Origin of the sequence: Halovibrio salipaludis (assembly GCF_002286965.1) — a bacterium.
In the GTDB taxonomy this organism is placed as follows: Bacteria; Pseudomonadota; Gammaproteobacteria; order Pseudomonadales; family Oleiphilaceae; genus Halospina; species Halospina salipaludis.
This window is the reverse complement of record NZ_NSKD01000003.1, coordinates 376,043-391,568: the sequence shown is the minus strand read 5'-3', so window position 1 is coordinate 391,568 and position 15,526 is coordinate 376,043. Positions and strand designations below refer to the sequence as shown.

Annotated in this window: 13 protein-coding genes; 11 read left to right on the top strand and 2 right to left on the bottom strand. The window is 63.3% G+C overall.

Features of this window, described 5'->3' with window-relative positions:
- Complete coding sequence (gene pyrC, locus CK501_RS09555) at positions 1 to 1,050, bottom strand: dihydroorotase (RefSeq protein ID WP_095617488.1); 1,050 nt, start codon at positions 1,048 to 1,050, stop codon at positions 1 to 3.
- A 93-nt stretch (positions 1,051 to 1,143) separates the two neighbouring features.
- On the opposite strand from pyrC, the gene CK501_RS09550 reads away from it, so the two are divergent.
- The gene (locus tag CK501_RS09550; protein ID WP_158223087.1) at positions 1,144 to 2,067 is read left to right on the top strand and encodes a flagellar protein MotY; all 924 of its coding nucleotides are present in this window, start codon (positions 1,144 to 1,146) and stop codon (positions 2,065 to 2,067) included.
- Positions 2,068 to 2,181: 114 nt separating this feature from the next.
- On the top strand, positions 2,182 to 3,393 hold the full coding sequence (locus CK501_RS09545; protein ID WP_095617486.1) for an argininosuccinate synthase: 1,212 nt from the start codon (positions 2,182 to 2,184) through the stop codon (positions 3,391 to 3,393).
- A 13-nt stretch (positions 3,394 to 3,406) separates the two neighbouring features.
- Here the strand turns inward: CK501_RS09545 and CK501_RS09540 are convergent, their stop codons facing one another.
- Positions 3,407 to 3,868 carry a VLRF1 family aeRF1-type release factor gene (locus CK501_RS09540; RefSeq protein WP_095617485.1) on the bottom strand — a complete coding sequence of 154 codons (462 nt, stop codon included), beginning with the start codon at positions 3,866 to 3,868 and terminating at the stop codon, positions 3,407 to 3,409.
- Positions 3,869 to 4,035: 167 nt separating this feature from the next.
- Here CK501_RS09540 and CK501_RS09535 point away from each other — a divergent pair, with 167 nt between their 5' ends.
- The 9 genes from CK501_RS09535 to CK501_RS09495 all read left to right on the top strand — a co-directional run bounded on the left by CK501_RS09535 (position 4,036) and on the right by CK501_RS09495 (position 15,524).
- Positions 4,036 to 4,377 carry a 4a-hydroxytetrahydrobiopterin dehydratase gene (locus tag CK501_RS09535; RefSeq protein WP_095617621.1) on the top strand — a complete coding sequence of 114 codons (342 nt, stop codon included), beginning with the start codon at positions 4,036 to 4,038 and terminating at the stop codon, positions 4,375 to 4,377.
- Between the two features lie 148 nt (positions 4,378 to 4,525).
- A complete protein-coding gene (gene gyrA / locus CK501_RS09530) occupies positions 4,526 to 7,090 on the top strand; it encodes a DNA gyrase subunit A (RefSeq protein WP_095617484.1) in 2,565 nt (854 codons plus the stop codon).
- Positions 7,091 to 7,093: 3 nt separating this feature from the next.
- Complete coding sequence (gene serC, locus CK501_RS09525; protein WP_095617483.1) at positions 7,094 to 8,176, top strand: 3-phosphoserine/phosphohydroxythreonine transaminase; 1,083 nt, start codon at positions 7,094 to 7,096, stop codon at positions 8,174 to 8,176.
- A 2-nt stretch (positions 8,177 to 8,178) separates the two neighbouring features.
- Positions 8,179 to 9,276, top strand: a complete 1,098-nt coding sequence (gene pheA, locus CK501_RS09520; RefSeq protein WP_095617482.1) for a prephenate dehydratase — start codon at positions 8,179 to 8,181, stop codon at positions 9,274 to 9,276.
- Positions 9,276 to 10,382 carry a histidinol-phosphate transaminase gene (hisC, locus tag CK501_RS09515; protein WP_095617481.1) on the top strand — a complete coding sequence of 369 codons (1,107 nt, stop codon included), beginning with the start codon at positions 9,276 to 9,278 and terminating at the stop codon, positions 10,380 to 10,382. The genes pheA and hisC overlap by 1 nt, the downstream gene beginning before the upstream one ends.
- Entirely contained in the window at positions 10,382 to 12,613 is a 2,232-nt protein-coding gene (locus CK501_RS09510; RefSeq protein WP_095617480.1) for a bifunctional prephenate dehydrogenase/3-phosphoshikimate 1-carboxyvinyltransferase, read from the top strand. Before hisC ends, CK501_RS09510 begins: the two co-directional genes overlap by 1 nt.
- Positions 12,610 to 13,293: a (d)CMP kinase gene (gene cmk / locus CK501_RS09505; RefSeq protein ID WP_095617479.1), complete on the top strand. Its 684-nt coding sequence runs from the start codon at positions 12,610 to 12,612 to the stop codon at positions 13,291 to 13,293. The genes CK501_RS09510 and cmk overlap by 4 nt, the downstream gene beginning before the upstream one ends.
- Before the next feature lie 131 nt (positions 13,294 to 13,424).
- Entirely contained in the window at positions 13,425 to 15,110 is a 1,686-nt protein-coding gene (gene rpsA, locus CK501_RS09500; RefSeq protein ID WP_095617478.1) for a 30S ribosomal protein S1, read from the top strand.
- A 117-nt stretch (positions 15,111 to 15,227) separates the two neighbouring features.
- A complete protein-coding gene (locus CK501_RS09495) occupies positions 15,228 to 15,524 on the top strand; it encodes an integration host factor subunit beta (protein ID WP_077530832.1) in 297 nt (98 codons plus the stop codon).
- Positions 15,525 to 15,526: the final 2 nt, after the last annotated feature.

Sequence of the window (15,526 nt, the reverse complement as noted above, 5' to 3'; positions counted from 1 at the left end):
TCACTCCGGGGTCTCCCCGTCGTCGATCCGCCAGTTCAGGGCGCCGCCGGCATTCAGGGGCACAATGGGGTGACCGTCTTCATGAAGGACATCGGGAATCGGGTGCGGTTCCCGGCGCAGGGTGATGCGGCCGGTATTGCGCGGCAGCCCGTAGAAGTCCGCCCCATGCAGTGATGCGAAGCCTTCCAGGCGCTCCAGGGCGCCGGCTTCCTCAAAGAAATGGGCATAGAGCTCAATGGCTGCGTAGGCTGAATAGCAGCCCGCACAGCCGCAGCCCGTTTCCTTGCGGTGGCGGTCATGGGGCGCGGAGTCCGTGCCCAGAAAGAACCGGGGATCACCACTGGTGGCGGCTTCCCGCAGCGCCTGCTGATGACGCTGGCGCTTGAGGATCGGCAGGCAGTAGAAATGCGGCCGGATGCCGCCCACCAGCAGGTGATTGCGGTTGAACAGCAGGTGCTGGGGCGTGATGGTGGCCCCCAGGTTGCGCTCTCTGGATCTGACGAATTCAGCGGCGTCCGCCGTCGTAATATGCTCCATGACCACCCGCAGCTGGGGAAGCCGCTCGAGAAGGGGGGCCAGGACCTCGTCGATGAAGACCTTTTCACGGTCGAAGATATCAACCTCGGGCCGGGTTACCTCCCCATGGGTGAGCAGCAGAAGGCCCTCTTCCGCCATGGTTTCCAGAGCGGCATCAATGTGGCTGATGTCGGTGACGCCGGAGTCGGAATTGGTCGTGGCCCCGGCGGGGTAGAGCTTGCAGGCCACCACACCCGCACGGGCCGCCTCGCGGATCATGTCGGGTGTGGTATTGTCCGTGAGGTAGAGCGTCATCAGCGGCTCAAACGCGCTGCCGGCTGGCACAGCGCTCCGGATCCGTTCACGGTAATCCAGAGCCTGGGCGGCCGTGGTGACCGGCGGTGTCAGGTTGGGCATGATGATGGCGCGTCCAAAGCGTCGTGCCGAGGCGGGAACCACCTGGCGCATGAGGTCACCATCTCGGACATGCAGGTGCCAGTCGTCGGGTCGGGTCAGAGTCAGCGTGTCAGTCATGGCGCGAAGTATACCAGAAGATCCGGGGCTCAAGTTCCGGTGCTTGCTGCCGATACCCGGGGGTGAAGCGTCAGAACAATGGTTCCGATTACCATGAAATCACGTCACTGGATTGTCGCCGTGCTGGTCATGGCCGGGTTGCCCTCGGGCGCCCTGGGCACGACATTCTCCGCCGGCATCGAAAACAGCCGCTGGATCCTTTCGGATTCAATCTTTGCGTGCACGCTGACGCATCCGGTCCCCGGTTATGGCGAGGCGGTGTTCTATCACCGTGCCGGGGAGTCACTGCGCTTCTTTCTGCAGCCTGTCCGCAATCCCATGCGCGCGGGGGAGGCAGCGCTGGTGATTGAGCAGCCTTCCTGGAAAGCAGGCAAGCCAGTGGACGATCTGGGGTATGTCCGGGTTGAGGATAACCATGACCGGCCCGTGGAGCTTTCCTCCGGCACCAGTGAGCGGATGCTTGCGAGCCTTCGGGAGGGGCGCAGGCCCACCTTCACCCGCCGGGCACGTCAGAGCGACCGGCCGGTGCGGGTTCGGCTCAATCATGTCAACTATGGCAGTCCCCACCAGTCTTTCCGCCGCTGTCAGAGTGAGCTGCTGCCGGTGAACTACGATCAGGTTCAGCGCACCGTGGTCCTGTTCGATCTGGACAGGTCCAACCTCAGCCAGGAAGCCCGTGAGCGCCTTGATGACGTGGCCCTGTACGTGAAAGCCGATGACCGGATCACGCAGGTCTACGTGGATGGGCATACGGACAGTATCGGCACCCCTCTGCGCAACCGTGAGCTTTCCGAGGCGCGGGCGGAGGCAGTGGCCGGCTATCTCCAGGAGCAGGGCGTTCCGGAGGACCAGCTGGTGAAACGCTTCCACGGGGACCGCTATCCGGTTGCCGGCGTGGAAACACCCGGCCCGAGGCATCGCCGTGCCACGGTGCGGCTGGAACGGGAAAACGATGATGATGAAGCCGAACCGGTGGTGACCCAGGCCCAGCGCAAGGACCTGGTGATCGTCGACTGAACCCGGATTGGCTCCGGACCCCGCCCTTGCCGTAAAATACCCGCCACTGATCAGCAGGCCCGGGTGCCACGTGGCAGCCCGGCGTTCATGAATTCCGGATAAGGCGAAACAGCGATGTCAGACATCAACAAGGTCGTTCTGGCCTACTCCGGGGGGCTCGATACCTCCGTCATCGTCAAATGGCTCCAGGAAACCTACGACTGCGAGGTGGTGACCTTCACTGCCGATATTGGTCAGGGTGAGGAAGTCGAGCCCGCGCGTGAGAAGGCCAAGGGCCTGGGCGTGAAAGAAATCTACATCGAGGACCTGCGTGAGGAGTTCGCGCGGGATTACGTCTTCCCGATGTTCCGTGCCAACACTGTCTACGAGGGTGAGTATCTGCTGGGTACTTCCATTGCCCGGCCACTGATCGCCCGCCGCCTGGTGGAGATCGCCAATGAGACGGGCGCGGACGCCATCGCGCACGGCGCCACCGGCAAGGGCAACGACCAGGTCCGGTTCGAGCTGGGCGCCTACGCGCTCAAGCCTGGCATCAAGGTGATCGCTCCCTGGCGTGAGTGGGACCTCAACTCCCGCCAGAAACTCCTGGACTACTGCGACCACCACGGCATTCCGGTGGAAAAGCAGCAGGGCAAGTCGCCTTACTCCATGGACGCCAACCTTCTGCATATCTCCTATGAGGGTGAAGTGCTGGAGGACCCATGGGCGCAGGCCGAGGACGACATGTGGCGCTGGAGTGTCTCGCCCGAGCAGGCGCCGGATGAGCCCACGATTCTGGACGTCTCCTACGAGAACGGTGACATCGTGGCCATCAACGGCGAGCGCATGAAGCCCCACGAGGTGCTGTCGTACCTGAACAGAGTGGCGGGCGATAACGGCATCGGCCGCATCGACATCGTCGAGAACCGCTACGTGGGCATGAAGTCCCGTGGCTGCTACGAGACGCCGGGCGGCACCGTCATGCTCAAGGCGCACCGCGCCATTGAGTCCATCACCCTGGACCGCGAAGTGGCCCACCTGAAGGACAGCATCATGCCGCGCTACGCGGAAGTGGTGTACAACGGCTACTGGTGGGCCCCCGAGCGCCGCGCCATGCAGGCCCTGATTGACGAGACCCAGGGACCCGTCAACGGCGATGTGCGCCTCAAGCTCTACAAGGGCAACGTAGAGGTTCTGGGCCGTCGCTCAGAGGATTCGCTCTTCGATGAGAAGGTTGCGACCTTCGAGGAAGACGAGGGCGCCTATGACCAGAAGGACGCGGAAGGCTTCATCAAGCTGAATGCCCTCCGCCTGCGTATCGCCGCCTCCAAGGGCCGCTCCCTGTAGGGAGCCGCTCCTCCTACTTGATGCGTTCCGGGAAGTGCCTGCGCAGTTCCCGGGCGTTCATCTGGGAGAAATCCTTCCCGATCTCCTCCGCTATGATCGCCTTGAGTTCAGGCTTCATGTGCTTACGCAGTTCGCCCAGGAATCTGGGTGGCGCGGCAATATAGAGTTTTTCCACTTCCCCTTGCTTGCGGGCCTGCTCAAGGGTCTCTGCAAGCTCCTTGGCAAAGCGCTGAGCCTCCACCTCTTTCGGTTCGCTGTGTTCCTCCATAGCGCTGCGGCCACCATGCATGTCATCCGCCTGGCGCCCGGGCCGGTCGGTGGTCAGGTCGCCGTCGTGCAGTCGGGCCTCGGGGTTGAGCAGGGTGTCCACCTCTGTGAACTCGCTTTTGGGGGAGTCGGTGGTGAACAGACGCGCACGGCTGGCGTCGGCAACCACGATGCGAACCTTCGGCATGGTGAAGTGGGGGTTGTTCATGGAGCCTCTCCTCTACGGATCGGTGGGTGAAGAACTCCTTTACAGAACCACTGTGGGGGCTGTTTGGGGGCGGGGCAAGGGGCCTGGAAGCATCTCTTCCACCTTTACGCTGCTGCAGCAACGCGTGATGATAGGGTCGCGACACAAACAGAATGGGAGAAGGCATCATGAGCGACCTGACAAAGCAGACCTGTGAAGCCTGCAGCAAGGATTCGCCACTGGCCACGGAACAGGAGAAAAAGGAGCTGGGGGCGGAGGTGCCTGACTGGACCACGGTCACCCGTAACGGTGAGGAGCAGCTGGAGCGGACCTTCAAGCTGAAGAACTTTGCCGAGGCACTGGCCTTTACCAATAAGGTGGGTGAGCTGGCCGAGGAAGTGGATCACCACCCGATGATCACCACCGAATACGGCAAGGTGACGGTCACCTGGTGGACCCACAAGATCGGCGGGCTGCACCGCAATGACTTCATTATGGCGGCGCGTACCGACGAACTGGCGGGAGCCTGACGCCTGATCCTTCCGGGCCCCGTTCGGGGCCCATTCCGGAGACGCCGATTCCCCGGGGTCATCCTTTCTGTGGTATTATTGGCGGCTTTGGCGTGCCCGGGCAGCACGCCGCAGACCACCGCCAGAATACAGGAAGGATGACGTCCCGATGGGAGAGCTAGCCAGAGAAATCCTGCCGGTTAACATCGAAGAAGAACTCAAACAGTCCTACCTGGATTACGCCATGAGCGTGATCGTGGGGCGTGCGCTGCCGGATGTGCGGGATGGGCTCAAGCCGGTGCACCGCCGGGTGCTCTTCGCCATGGACGAGCTCGGCAACGACTGGAACAAGGCCTACAAGAAGTCCGCCCGTGTGGTGGGTGATGTCATTGGTAAATATCACCCCCACGGTGACGCGGCCGTGTACGACACCATCGTACGCATGGCTCAGCCCTTCTCCCTGCGCTACACGCTGGTGGACGGCCAGGGCAACTTCGGTTCCATCGATGGCGACAACGCGGCGGCGATGCGTTACACCGAGGTGCGCATGCGCAAGCTCGCTCACGAGCTGCTGGCGGATCTGGACAAGGAAACCGTCGACTATGTGCCCAACTACGACGGCACCGAGCAGATCCCCGAAGTGCTGCCCACCCGGGTTCCCAATCTGCTGGTCAACGGCTCCTCCGGCATCGCCGTGGGCATGGCCACCAACATCCCGCCGCACAACCTGCGGGAAGTGGTCGAGGCCTGCCTGGCACTGGTGGACGACGACTCGCTCACCGTTGATGACCTGATGGAATACATTCCGGGGCCGGACTTCCCCACAGAGGGTCTGATCAGCGGCCGCGCGGGCATTGTTCAGGCATACCGGACCGGCCGCGGTCGGATCTACGTGCGTGCCCGTCACGAGATCGAGCATGATAAGAAGACCGGTCGGGATGCCATCATCTTCAATGAGCTGCCGTACCAAGTGAACAAGGCGCGGCTGATCGAGAAGATTGCGGAACTGGTCAAGGAAAAGCGCCTCGAGGGCATCAGCGAGCTGCGGGATGAGTCCAGCAAGGAAGGCATCCGCATCGTGATCGAGGTGCGCAAGGGCGAGAACCCCGAGGTGATCGTCAACAACCTGTTCAAGAACACGCAGCTCGAGAATGTGTTCGGCATCAACTGCGTCGCCCTGGTCGACGGTGAACCCCAGACCCTGAACCTCAAGCAGATGCTGGAGCGCTTCCTGCTGCATCGGCGCGAGGTGGTCACACGCCGCACCATCTATGAACTGCGCAAGGCGCGCGAGCGCGGCCATGTGCTGGAAGGGCTCTCCGTGGCGCTGGCCAACATCGACGAGGTGATCGAGCTGATCAAGGCCTCGCCGGGTGCCGCCGAGGCGAAGGAAAAGCTTCTGGCCCAGGGCTGGCAGCCAGGGCAGGTCAACGACATGCTCGCACGTGCCGGCGCCGATGCCTGCCGTCCGGATGACCTGCCGGAGGGCTATGGCCTGCGCGATGGGAAGTACAATCTCTCCCCGGAACAGGCCCAAGCCATCCTCGACCTGCGCCTGCACCGCCTGACCGGTCTTGAGACCGAGAAGCTGTTCACTGAGTACAAGGAAATCCTCGCGAAGATCGAGGATCTCATCGATATCCTGAGCAATCCGGACCGCCTCATGCAGGTGATCCGCGAGGAACTCGAGAAAATCCGCGACGAGTACGGCGATGAACGCCGTACCGAGATCGTGAGCTCGCGCCAGGATCTGACCACGGCGGACCTGATCGACGAAGAGGACCTGGTAGTTACCATCTCCCACAACGGCTACGCCAAGACGCAGCCGCTGGAGGACTACCGGGCCCAGCGCCGGGGTGGCCGTGGTAAGTCCGCCACCAGCATGAAGGATGAGGACTTCATCGAGACGCTGCTGGTGGCCAACTCCCACGACACCATCCTGTGCTTCACGGACAAGGGTAAGGTCTACTGGCTGCGCGTGTTCGAGATCCCGCAGGGCAGCCGCAACTCCCGTGGCCGGCCCATGGTCAACATCCTGCCCTTGGACGATGATGAGCGCATCTCCACCTTCCTTCCGGTACGCGAGTACACCGAGAGTCATTACGTGTTCATGGCCACGGCCAACGGCACGGTCAAGAAGACGCCGCTGGAGAACTTCTCACGTCCGCGCAGCTCCGGTCTGATTGCCACCAATCTGGACGAGGGCGACCACCTGATCGGTGCGGTCATTACCGATGGCAGCACCGAGATCATGATGCTCGCCACTTCCGGCAAGGCAGTGCGTTTCACTGAGGACCAGGTGCGTTCGATGGGGCGGGCAGCCCGTGGTGTGCGCGGCATCCGGCTCAAGGCCGGCGAGCAGGTGGTCTCGCTGATCCAGCCGGATCCCGAGGGCTATATTCTCACGGCCAGCGAGCACGGCTATGGCAAGCGCACGAAGGTGAGTGAATTCCCGGCCTACAGCCGTGGCAGCCAGGGCGTGATCGCCATGCAGCGCTCCGAGCGCAACGGCGACCTGGTCTGCGCGCTGCAGGTGTTTGAGGGGAACGAGATCATGCTGATCACCAACCAGGGCACCCTGGTGCGCACCGGTATCGAGGATGTCTCGATCAGCAGCCGCAACACCCAGGGCGTGCGCCTGATCCGGATGACCGGTGATGACGAGCGCCTGGTGGGCATCCAGCGGATCGAGGACAGCAGTGACGATGATGACGAAAACGGGGAACAGGACTGACCCATGACACGAGCCTATAACTTCTGCGCCGGCCCGGCAGCGCTTCCAGAGGAGGTGCTGACGCAGGCGCGCGATGAAATGCTGGACTGGCAGGGCAAGGGCCTGTCGGTGATGGAGATGAGTCACCGCGGTGATGCGTTTGTCAGCATCGCACAGCAGGCGGAACAGGATCTGCGTGATCTGATGGGCATCCCGGATGATTACGCGGTGCTATTCCTGCAGGGTGGCGCCAGCAGCCAGTTCGCGGGTGTGCCGCTGAATCTGGCCGGGCCCAATGACCCGGTGGATTACGTCAATACCGGTGTCTGGTCGCGCAAGGCCATTGCCGAAGCGGGCCGGATGGCGGACGTTAAGGAAGTGGCCAGTTCCGAGGACGCTGGCTACACCCATGTGCCGGACCCGGCTGAATGGCGCACCCGCCCGGACGCCCGCTATCTGCACATCACGCCCAACGAGACCATCGGCGGGCTGGCGTACAGCCGCTTTCCGGAGGCCGGTGATGTGCCCGTGGTGGCGGACTGGTCTTCGGCCATCCTCTCCGAGCCGGTGGACGTGAGCCGCTTCGGTATGATCTACGCCGGCGCCCAGAAGAACATCGGCCCCGCGGGTCTGACCATCGTGATCGTGCGCCGGGATCTGATCGGCAATGCCCGCGAGGGCACGCCGGCCATGCTGGACTACGCCATTCACGACAAGGCGGACTCCATGTACAACACGCCGCCCACCTATGCGTGGTACCTGGCCGGACTGGTGTTCCAGTGGCTCAAGCGCCAGGGTGGTCTCCAGGCCATGGCGGACATCAACCGTCGCAAGGCCAACCGCCTCTACGGTTTCATCGATGAGAGCGACTTCTACGCCAATCCGGTGCAGCCGGAGTACCGCTCGCTGATGAACGTCCCCTTCACGCTGGCGGACGACAGCCTCAACAGTGCCTTCCTTGAGGGCGCCGAGGCACGCGGCCTGCTCAACCTCAAGGGCCACCGGTCCGTGGGCGGCATGCGCGCGAGCATCTACAACGCCATGCCGGAGGCCGGCATCGAGGCGCTGATTGACTACATGGCGGAATTCGAAAAAGACAAAGGCTGACCATGAGCGACGAAGAGGCGCGCCTGGCCCGGTTGCGCGAGCGCATTGACCAGATCGATGACGACCTGCTGCGGCTGATCAGCGAACGGGCCGAGTGCGCCCGGGACGTGGCCGAGGTGAAACAGGAGGCCAACCCGGGAGAAGAGGTGGCGTTCTACCGCCCTGAGCGTGAGGCCCGGATCCTGAGCCGCGTGCGGGAGCGTAACCCGGGCCCGCTGGCGGACGAAGAGATGGCGCGCCTGTTCCGGGAGGTGATGTCCGCCTGCCTGGCGCTGGAAAAGCCCATGACCATTGCCTTCCTGGGGCCTGAAGGGACCTTCACCCAGGCGGCGGCGCTCAAGCATTTCGGTCATTCGGTGCTCAGCACACCGCTGGCGGCCATCGATGATGTCTTCCGCGAGGTGGCGTCCGGCAACGCCCATTACGGAGTGGTGCCGGTGGAGAACTCCACCGAGGGCATGATCAATCACACCCTCGATATGTTCATGGGGTCGGCACTGAAGATCTGTGGTGAGGTGCAGCTGCGCATCCATCACCATCTTCTCAGGCGCCCGGACCAGGACGAGGCCGGCATCACGCGGATCTATTCGCACCAGCAGTCTTTCGCCCAGTGCCGCAAATGGCTGGACAGTCACTGGCCGGCGGTCGAGCGCATCAAGGTTTCCAGTAATGGTGAAGCCGCGCGCCTGGCCAGTGAGGAAGAGGGCGCGGCCGCCATTGCCGGCGACATGGCCGCCTCCCTCTATGGCCTCGAGCCCGCGCACAGCAACATCGAGGATCGCCCGGACAACACCACCCGTTTCCTGATCATTGGTACCGAAGCGGTGCCGCCCAGCGGGCAGGACAAGACCTCCATCCTGGTCTCCACACGCAACCGCCCGGGGGCGCTCTATGAACTGCTGGAGCCGTTCAAGCGCGAGGGGATCGACCTGACCCGACTGGAAACGCGGCCCTCGCCCAGCGCCACCTGGGCCTATGTGTTCTACATCGATTTCGTCGGGCACCGGGATGCGCCCGCCGTCCGGGCGGTGCTGGATGAGATCGAAGCCCAGAGTCAGGAGCTGAAGCATCTGGGCTCCTATCCCATGGGGGTGCTGTGATGAGCTGTGATTACGAGGCACTGGCCGCACGTGGGGTGCAGGGCCTGCAGCCGTACCAGCCCGGCAAGCCGGTGGATGAACTGGCCCGTGAGCTGGGTCTGGATCCGGCGCGGATCGTCAAGCTGGCCAGCAACGAGAACCCGCTCGGCCCCAGTGACCGCGTGACGGCGGCTGTTGAAAAAGCCCTGCCTGAAGTGACCCGCTACCCGGATGGCGCCGCCTACACACTGCGCCAGACCCTGGCGGAGCGCCTGAACGTGGCACCGGAGATGCTGACCTTTGGCAATGGCTCCAACGACGTGCTTGAGCTGGTGGCTCGCGCCTTTGCCGAGCCGGGCGCCGAAATTGTCTATTCCGAGCATGCCTTCGCCGTCTACCCCATCGTGATCCAGGCCATCGGCGCGGATCACGTGAAGGTGCCCGCCGTGAACTGGGGGCATGATCTGGACGCCATGGCGGCGGCGATCACCGAGCGGACCCGGGTGGTGTTCGTTGCCAACCCGAATAACCCCACGGGAACCGTCGTGGAAAAAGACGCGGTGTATCGCTTCCTCCAGCGGGTGCCGGAGAACGTGATCGTGGTGCTGGACGAGGCCTACTGCGAGTACCTGCAGGGGCCCCAGTACGCGGACGGCGTCCAGTGGCTCAGCGAGTTCCCGAATCTGGTGGTCTCGCGCACCTTTTCCAAGGCCTGGGGCCTGGCGGGGCTGCGCATGGGGTATGGCATCTCCAGCCCCGAGATTGCAGACGTTATCAATCGGGTCCGCCAGCCTTTCAATGCCAATGCGCTTGCCCAGGCGGCGGCGACGGCTGTGCTCGACGACCAGGCCTACATTGACCGGGCCATCGAGGTGAACCGGGCAGGGCTGGAGCAACTGGCAGGTGGCTTCGACCGGTTGGGGCTGGACTACATCCCGTCGGCTGCCAACTTCATTGCCCTGGATACCGGCACGGACGCCAACGAAGTGAATGACGCACTGTTGCGTGAGGGTGTCATTGTCCGCCCTGTGGGCGCTTACGGCATGCCCCGGCACCTGCGTGTGTCGGTCGGGCTCGAGCACGAGAACCGGCGCTGTCTCGAGGCGCTGGAGAAGGTGCTGGGCTGATGGCCGCCAGCGGCGCGCCTTTGTTCCAGCGCATGGTCGTGATTGGCCTGGGGCTGATCGGCGGTTCCCTGGCGCGGGCCGCGAAGGCCCGGGGGCTGGTGGCCTCGGTGGTGGGCTGTGACGAGCGCCCGGGCCCTCTGGAGGAGGGGCGCCGTCTGGGCCTGATCGATGAAAGCGAGACGGAGGCGGCGCGCGCGGTCCAGGGGGCGGATCTCGTGGTGCTGGCCGTGCCCGTGCGCGCCAACCGCGCCGTGCTGACGCAGATCCGTGATGCCTTGCCGGAGGGCGCGGTGCTCACGGATGTGGGCAGTGTTAAGGGCGGGTTCGTCGCGGATGTGCGTGGCGTTTTCGGCGAACTGCCCGCGAGAGTTGTTCCCGGTCACCCGATCGCCGGCTCCGAGAAGAGCGGGGTGGGTGCTGCTGATCCGGACCTGTTTCGGGAGCACAAGGTGATCCTGACCCCGGAACCTGAAACCGATGCCGGGGCGCTTGAGAAGGTGTGCCGCCTCTGGTCGGCCTGTGGGGCGGAGGTTCTGACCATGTCCGTCGCCCGGCATGACGAGGTCCTCGCCGCCACCAGTCATCTCCCCCACCTGATCGCTTTCTCGCTGGTGGATACCCTGGCCGGCGAGGACGACAGCCAGGATATCTTCCGCTATGCCGCCGGTGGCTTTCGGGACTTCACGCGCATCGCTGCCAGTGATCCGGTGATGTGGCGGGACATTTTCCTGGCGAACCGCGAGGCGGTGCTGGAAGCGCTGCGGCATTTCCGTGGTGATCTGGACCAGCTCGGTGCGGCCATCGAGGCCGGCGACGGCCAACGTCTGCAGCAGGTGTTCACCCGCGCCAAGGCGGCGCGCGAGCATTTTTCCCGAATCCTTTCCGGTGAGGCCTATCTCAACACCATGAACGACCAGACCGTAACCTACACCGCCCGGCCGGGCGGTCCCGTCCAGGGCGACATCCGCGTGCCCGGGGACAAGTCCATGTCCCATCGTGCCATCATGCTCGGTGCCCTGGCTGAGGGCATAACGGATGTCTCTGGCTTCCTCGAGGGCGAGGACAGTCTCGCGACGCTCCAGGCCTTCCGTGACATGGGGGTAACCATCGAGGGGCCGGATGCTGGCTTCGTGCGTATCCACGGCGTGGGCCTGAATGGGCTTCAGCCTCCCCATGGTTCGCTCTACGTGGGCAATTCGGGCACCGCCATGAGGCTTTTTGCTGGGTTGCTGGCAGGGCAGCGCTTTGATACCGAGCTGACCGGCGATGCCAGTCTCACGCGCCGGCCCATGGCACGGGTAGCGGATCCGCTGCGGCTGATGGGAGCGCATATTGATACGGCCGAGGGTGGTCGCCCGCCGCTGCGCATCGCCGGCGGCCAGCCGCTGAAAGGTATTGATTACGAACTGCCCGTGGCCAGCGCCCAAGTCAAATCCTGCCTTCTGCTGGCCGGACTCTATGCTGAGGGTGAGACCGTGGTGACGGAGCCGGCGCCCACCCGGGACCATACTGAGCGCATGCTCAAGGGCTTCGGCTACCCCGTGGTGCAGGACGGCCCGACCGCGCGTGTGACCGGCGGTGGCCGCCTGGGCGCCTGTTCTATCGATGTGCCGGCGGACATTTCCTCGGCCACCTTCTTCATCGTGGCTGCCGCTATTACGCCGGACTCGGACCTGTGGCTGCGCCACGTGGGCGTCAACCCGACCCGTATCGGTGTGATCAATATCCTGCGCGCGATGGGCGCGGCCATTGAGTTGCATAACGAACGCGAGGCCGGCGGTGAGCCGGTGGCGGATCTGCGGGTTCGCCATGCGCCGCTGAAGGGCATCCGCATTCCCGAGGACCAGGTCCCGCTGGCCATTGACGAGTTCCCGGCGATTTTCGTCGCGGCCGCGAACGCCGAGGGCAGCACCGAGCTGACCGGTGCCGCCGAACTGCGGGTCAAGGAAAGCGACCGGATCCAGGTCATGGCCGATGGGCTGGATGCTCTGGGTGTTGTCAGTGAGGTCCGGGAGGACGGGATCCTGATCCAGGGTGGTGCCTACGGCGGCGGGCGGATCAACAGCCACGGTGACCACCGTATCGCCATGGCCTTCGCGGTGGCGGCCCTGCGCACATCCGGGCCGGTGATCATTGACGACTGCGCGAACGTCGCTACTTCCTTTCCGGGCTTTGTGGCACTGGCCAACCAGGTCGGGCTGACGGTTGAATCTTCCGAGGAGACGCAATGACAGCATCTGAACAGGCACCGGTGATTGCCGTGGACGGCCCCGGTGGCGCTGGCAAGGGCACCATCACCCAGCTTCTGGCACGGCGTCTGGGCTGGCATCTGCTGGACAGCGGCGCGCTCTATCGCCTCACGGCACTGGCCGCCATGAAGCAGGCGGTGGATTTTGACGACGAGACTCTGCTGGCTGGGGTGGCGGCGGCGCTGGACGTGCGTTTTGAGCCCAGCCCGGGCGACGAGCCCGCTAGGGTCTTTCTGGATGGTGAGGATGTAACGGGCGCCATCCGCACGGAGGAGTGCGGTGACCGTGCCTCCCGCGTGGCGGCCATCCCGTCGGTCCGCGAGGCGCTCCTGCAGCGCCAGCGTGACTTCTGCCAGCCGCCGGGGCTGGTGGCCGACGGCCGCGATATGGGCACGGTGGTTTTCCCGGATGCGAGCCACAAGATCTTCCTTACCGCCTCGGCCGAGGAGCGGGCCCGGCGCCGCCACGAGCAGTTGCTGGCCCAGGGGGAGAATGTTAGACTCCCCGACCTTGTAAAAGAGATTCAGGCGCGGGATGAGCGGGACATGAACCGTTCCACAGCGCCGCTCAAACCGGCGCACGATGCGCAGGTTGTGGAAACAACCGGATTGTCCATTGACGAGGTGCTGGACCAGGTCCTGGCAGTAACGGGCCGTACCTGACAGCGCCTTTTTGTTATTGGAAAGTGCCGGCGGGCCGCGTGAGACCAGCATGGCGGTGCGTGGGTGTATGGTGAACAGACCCCGGAGGGCTGGCTCGCGGGGAGCTTGGTATTGATCACATAGGACACACAATGAGCGAAAGCTTTGCGGAACTTTTTGAAGAGAGCCTGAAAGACATTGATATGCAGCCGGGGTCCATTGTCAAGGCCACGGTTGTGGACGTTGACAGTGACTGGGTCACGGTCAACGCGGGACTCAAGTCCGAGGGCATCATCCCGGTTTCCCAGTTCTACAACGAGAACGGGGAGCTGGAAGTCGCGGCAGGCGATGAGGTTGACGTGGCGCTGGACGCCGTGGAAGACGGTTTCGGGGCAACCCGCCTGTCGCGCGAGAAAGCGAAGCGCGCTGAAGCCTGGAAGGAACTGGAAAAGGCCTTCGAGGCGGAAGATGCAGTCAAGGGTGTGATCAATGGCAAGGTCAAGGGCGGTTTCACTGTCGACCTCAAGGGCATCCGGGCCTTCCTGCCGGGCTCCCTGGTCGACGTCCGCCCGGTGCGCGACACCACGCACCTTGAGAACAAAGAGCTCGACTTCAAGGTCATCAAGCTCGATGCCAAGCGCAACAACGTGGTTGTTTCCCGCCGCGCCGTGCTGGAAGCCGAGAACAGCGCCGAGCGTGAGCAGCTGCTCGAGACGCTGACCGAAGGCATGGAAATCAAGGGTATCGTCAAGAACCTGACCGACTACGGTGCCTTCGTGGACCTGGGCGGCGTGGACGGCCTGCTCCACATCACGGACATGGCCTGGAAGCGCATCAAGCATCCGAGCGAGATCGTGAACGTTGGCGACGAGATCAACGTCAAGGTCCTCAAGTTCGACCGTGAACGCAACCGTGTATCCCTGGGTCTGAAGCAGCTGGGCGAGGATCCATGGGTCAACATCAAGGGCCGCTATCCGGAAAACACCCGCGTACCGGCCAAGGTTACCAACCTGACCGACTACGGCTGCTTCGCCGAGCTGGAAGAGGGCGTCGAAGGTCTGGTGCACGTCTCCGAAATGGACTGGACCAACAAGAACATCCATCCCTCCAAGGTTGTGGATGTAGGCGATGAGATTGAGGTGATGATCCTCGACATCGACGAGGAGCGCCGTCGTATCTCGCTGGGCATCAAGCAGTGCCAGCCGAACCCCTGGGAAGAGTTCTCCCAGAACTACAACAAGGGCGATCGGATTACCGGCAAGATCAAGTCCATTACGGACTTCGGTATCTTCATCGGCCTTGAGGGCGGCATCGACGGCCTGGTGCATCTGTCCGACATCAGCTGGAACGAAACCGGGGAGGAAGCGGTCCGCAAGTACAAGAAGGGCGACGAGGTTGAAACCGTCATCCTGTCCGTGGATCCGGAGCGTGAGCGCATCTCGCTGGGTATCAAGCAGCTCGAGAGCGATCCCTTCGCCGAGTTCACTCAGGTCAATGACCGCGGCAGCATCGTGACAGGCACCGTGAGCAGTGTTGATGCCAAGGGCGCAACCGTGACCCTGAATGAAGAGGTGGAAGCCACGCTCAAGGCCTCTGAAATCAGCCGTGACAAGGTTGAGGACGCACGCAATGTGCTCCAGGAAGGCGATGAGGTGGAAGCCAAGATCATCAGCGTTGACCGCAAGAACCGCGTGATCAACCTGTCGATCAAGTCCAAGGACGTTGAGGACGACAAGGAAGCCATGCGGGATGTGCGCGAAAAGGCTGACAACAGCAGCAGCGCCACCACCATTGGTGACCTGATCAAGGAGCAGATGCAGCAGAACGACAACGGCTGAAGCCGGTTCTGCCGCAAAGCATTAAAAAAACGGGCTGTAACAGCCCGTTTTTTTTGTCTTTTTCATCAGGTTCGCTAAACTTAAGGCGTTGCTGAACCTGTGAGGAAGGACAGGACCATGACGAAATCCGAACTGGTAGAAGTGATCGCCTCGAAACAGTCCCAGCTTTCCGGCAAGGATGTGGAGCTGGCGGTCAAGACGATCATTGATCATATGTCCCAGTCCCTTGCCGAAGGGGAGCGGATCGAGATCCGCGGATTCGGGAGCTTCTCCCTGCACTACCGGGCGCCGCGGGTGGGTCGCAATCCCAAGACCGGCGAATCCGTGAATCTGCCCGAAAAGTATGTTCCCCATTTCAAACCGGGCAAGGATTTGCGCGAGAAGGTCAATGACAGCATGAAGGCCGGCTACTGATC

What these genes read in the sequence shown, in the direction of transcription:
- serC (WP_095617483.1), top strand. Translation starts at nt 7,094, where the DNA reads ATGACACGAGCCTATAACTTCTGCGCCGGCCCGGCAGCGCTTCCAGAG.
- rpsA (WP_095617478.1), top strand. Translation starts at nt 13,425, where the DNA reads ATGAGCGAAAGCTTTGCGGAACTTTTTGAAGAGAGCCTGAAAGACATT.
- CK501_RS09545 (WP_095617486.1), top strand. Translation starts at nt 2,182, where the DNA reads ATGTCAGACATCAACAAGGTCGTTCTGGCCTACTCCGGGGGGCTCGAT.
- CK501_RS09550 (WP_158223087.1), top strand. Translation starts at nt 1,144, where the DNA reads ATGAAATCACGTCACTGGATTGTCGCCGTGCTGGTCATGGCCGGGTTG.
- pyrC (WP_095617488.1), bottom strand. Translation starts at nt 1,050, where the DNA reads ATGACTGACACGCTGACTCTGACCCGACCCGACGACTGGCACCTGCAT.
- hisC (WP_095617481.1), top strand. Translation starts at nt 9,276, where the DNA reads ATGAGCTGTGATTACGAGGCACTGGCCGCACGTGGGGTGCAGGGCCTG.
- CK501_RS09535 (WP_095617621.1), top strand. Translation starts at nt 4,036, where the DNA reads ATGAGCGACCTGACAAAGCAGACCTGTGAAGCCTGCAGCAAGGATTCG.
- CK501_RS09540 (WP_095617485.1), bottom strand. Translation starts at nt 3,868, where the DNA reads ATGAACAACCCCCACTTCACCATGCCGAAGGTTCGCATCGTGGTTGCC.
- gyrA (WP_095617484.1), top strand. Translation starts at nt 4,526, where the DNA reads ATGGGAGAGCTAGCCAGAGAAATCCTGCCGGTTAACATCGAAGAAGAA.
- CK501_RS09495 (WP_077530832.1), top strand. Translation starts at nt 15,228, where the DNA reads ATGACGAAATCCGAACTGGTAGAAGTGATCGCCTCGAAACAGTCCCAG.
- cmk (WP_095617479.1), top strand. Translation starts at nt 12,610, where the DNA reads ATGACAGCATCTGAACAGGCACCGGTGATTGCCGTGGACGGCCCCGGT.
- pheA (WP_095617482.1), top strand. Translation starts at nt 8,179, where the DNA reads ATGAGCGACGAAGAGGCGCGCCTGGCCCGGTTGCGCGAGCGCATTGAC.
- CK501_RS09510 (WP_095617480.1), top strand. Translation starts at nt 10,382, where the DNA reads ATGGCCGCCAGCGGCGCGCCTTTGTTCCAGCGCATGGTCGTGATTGGC.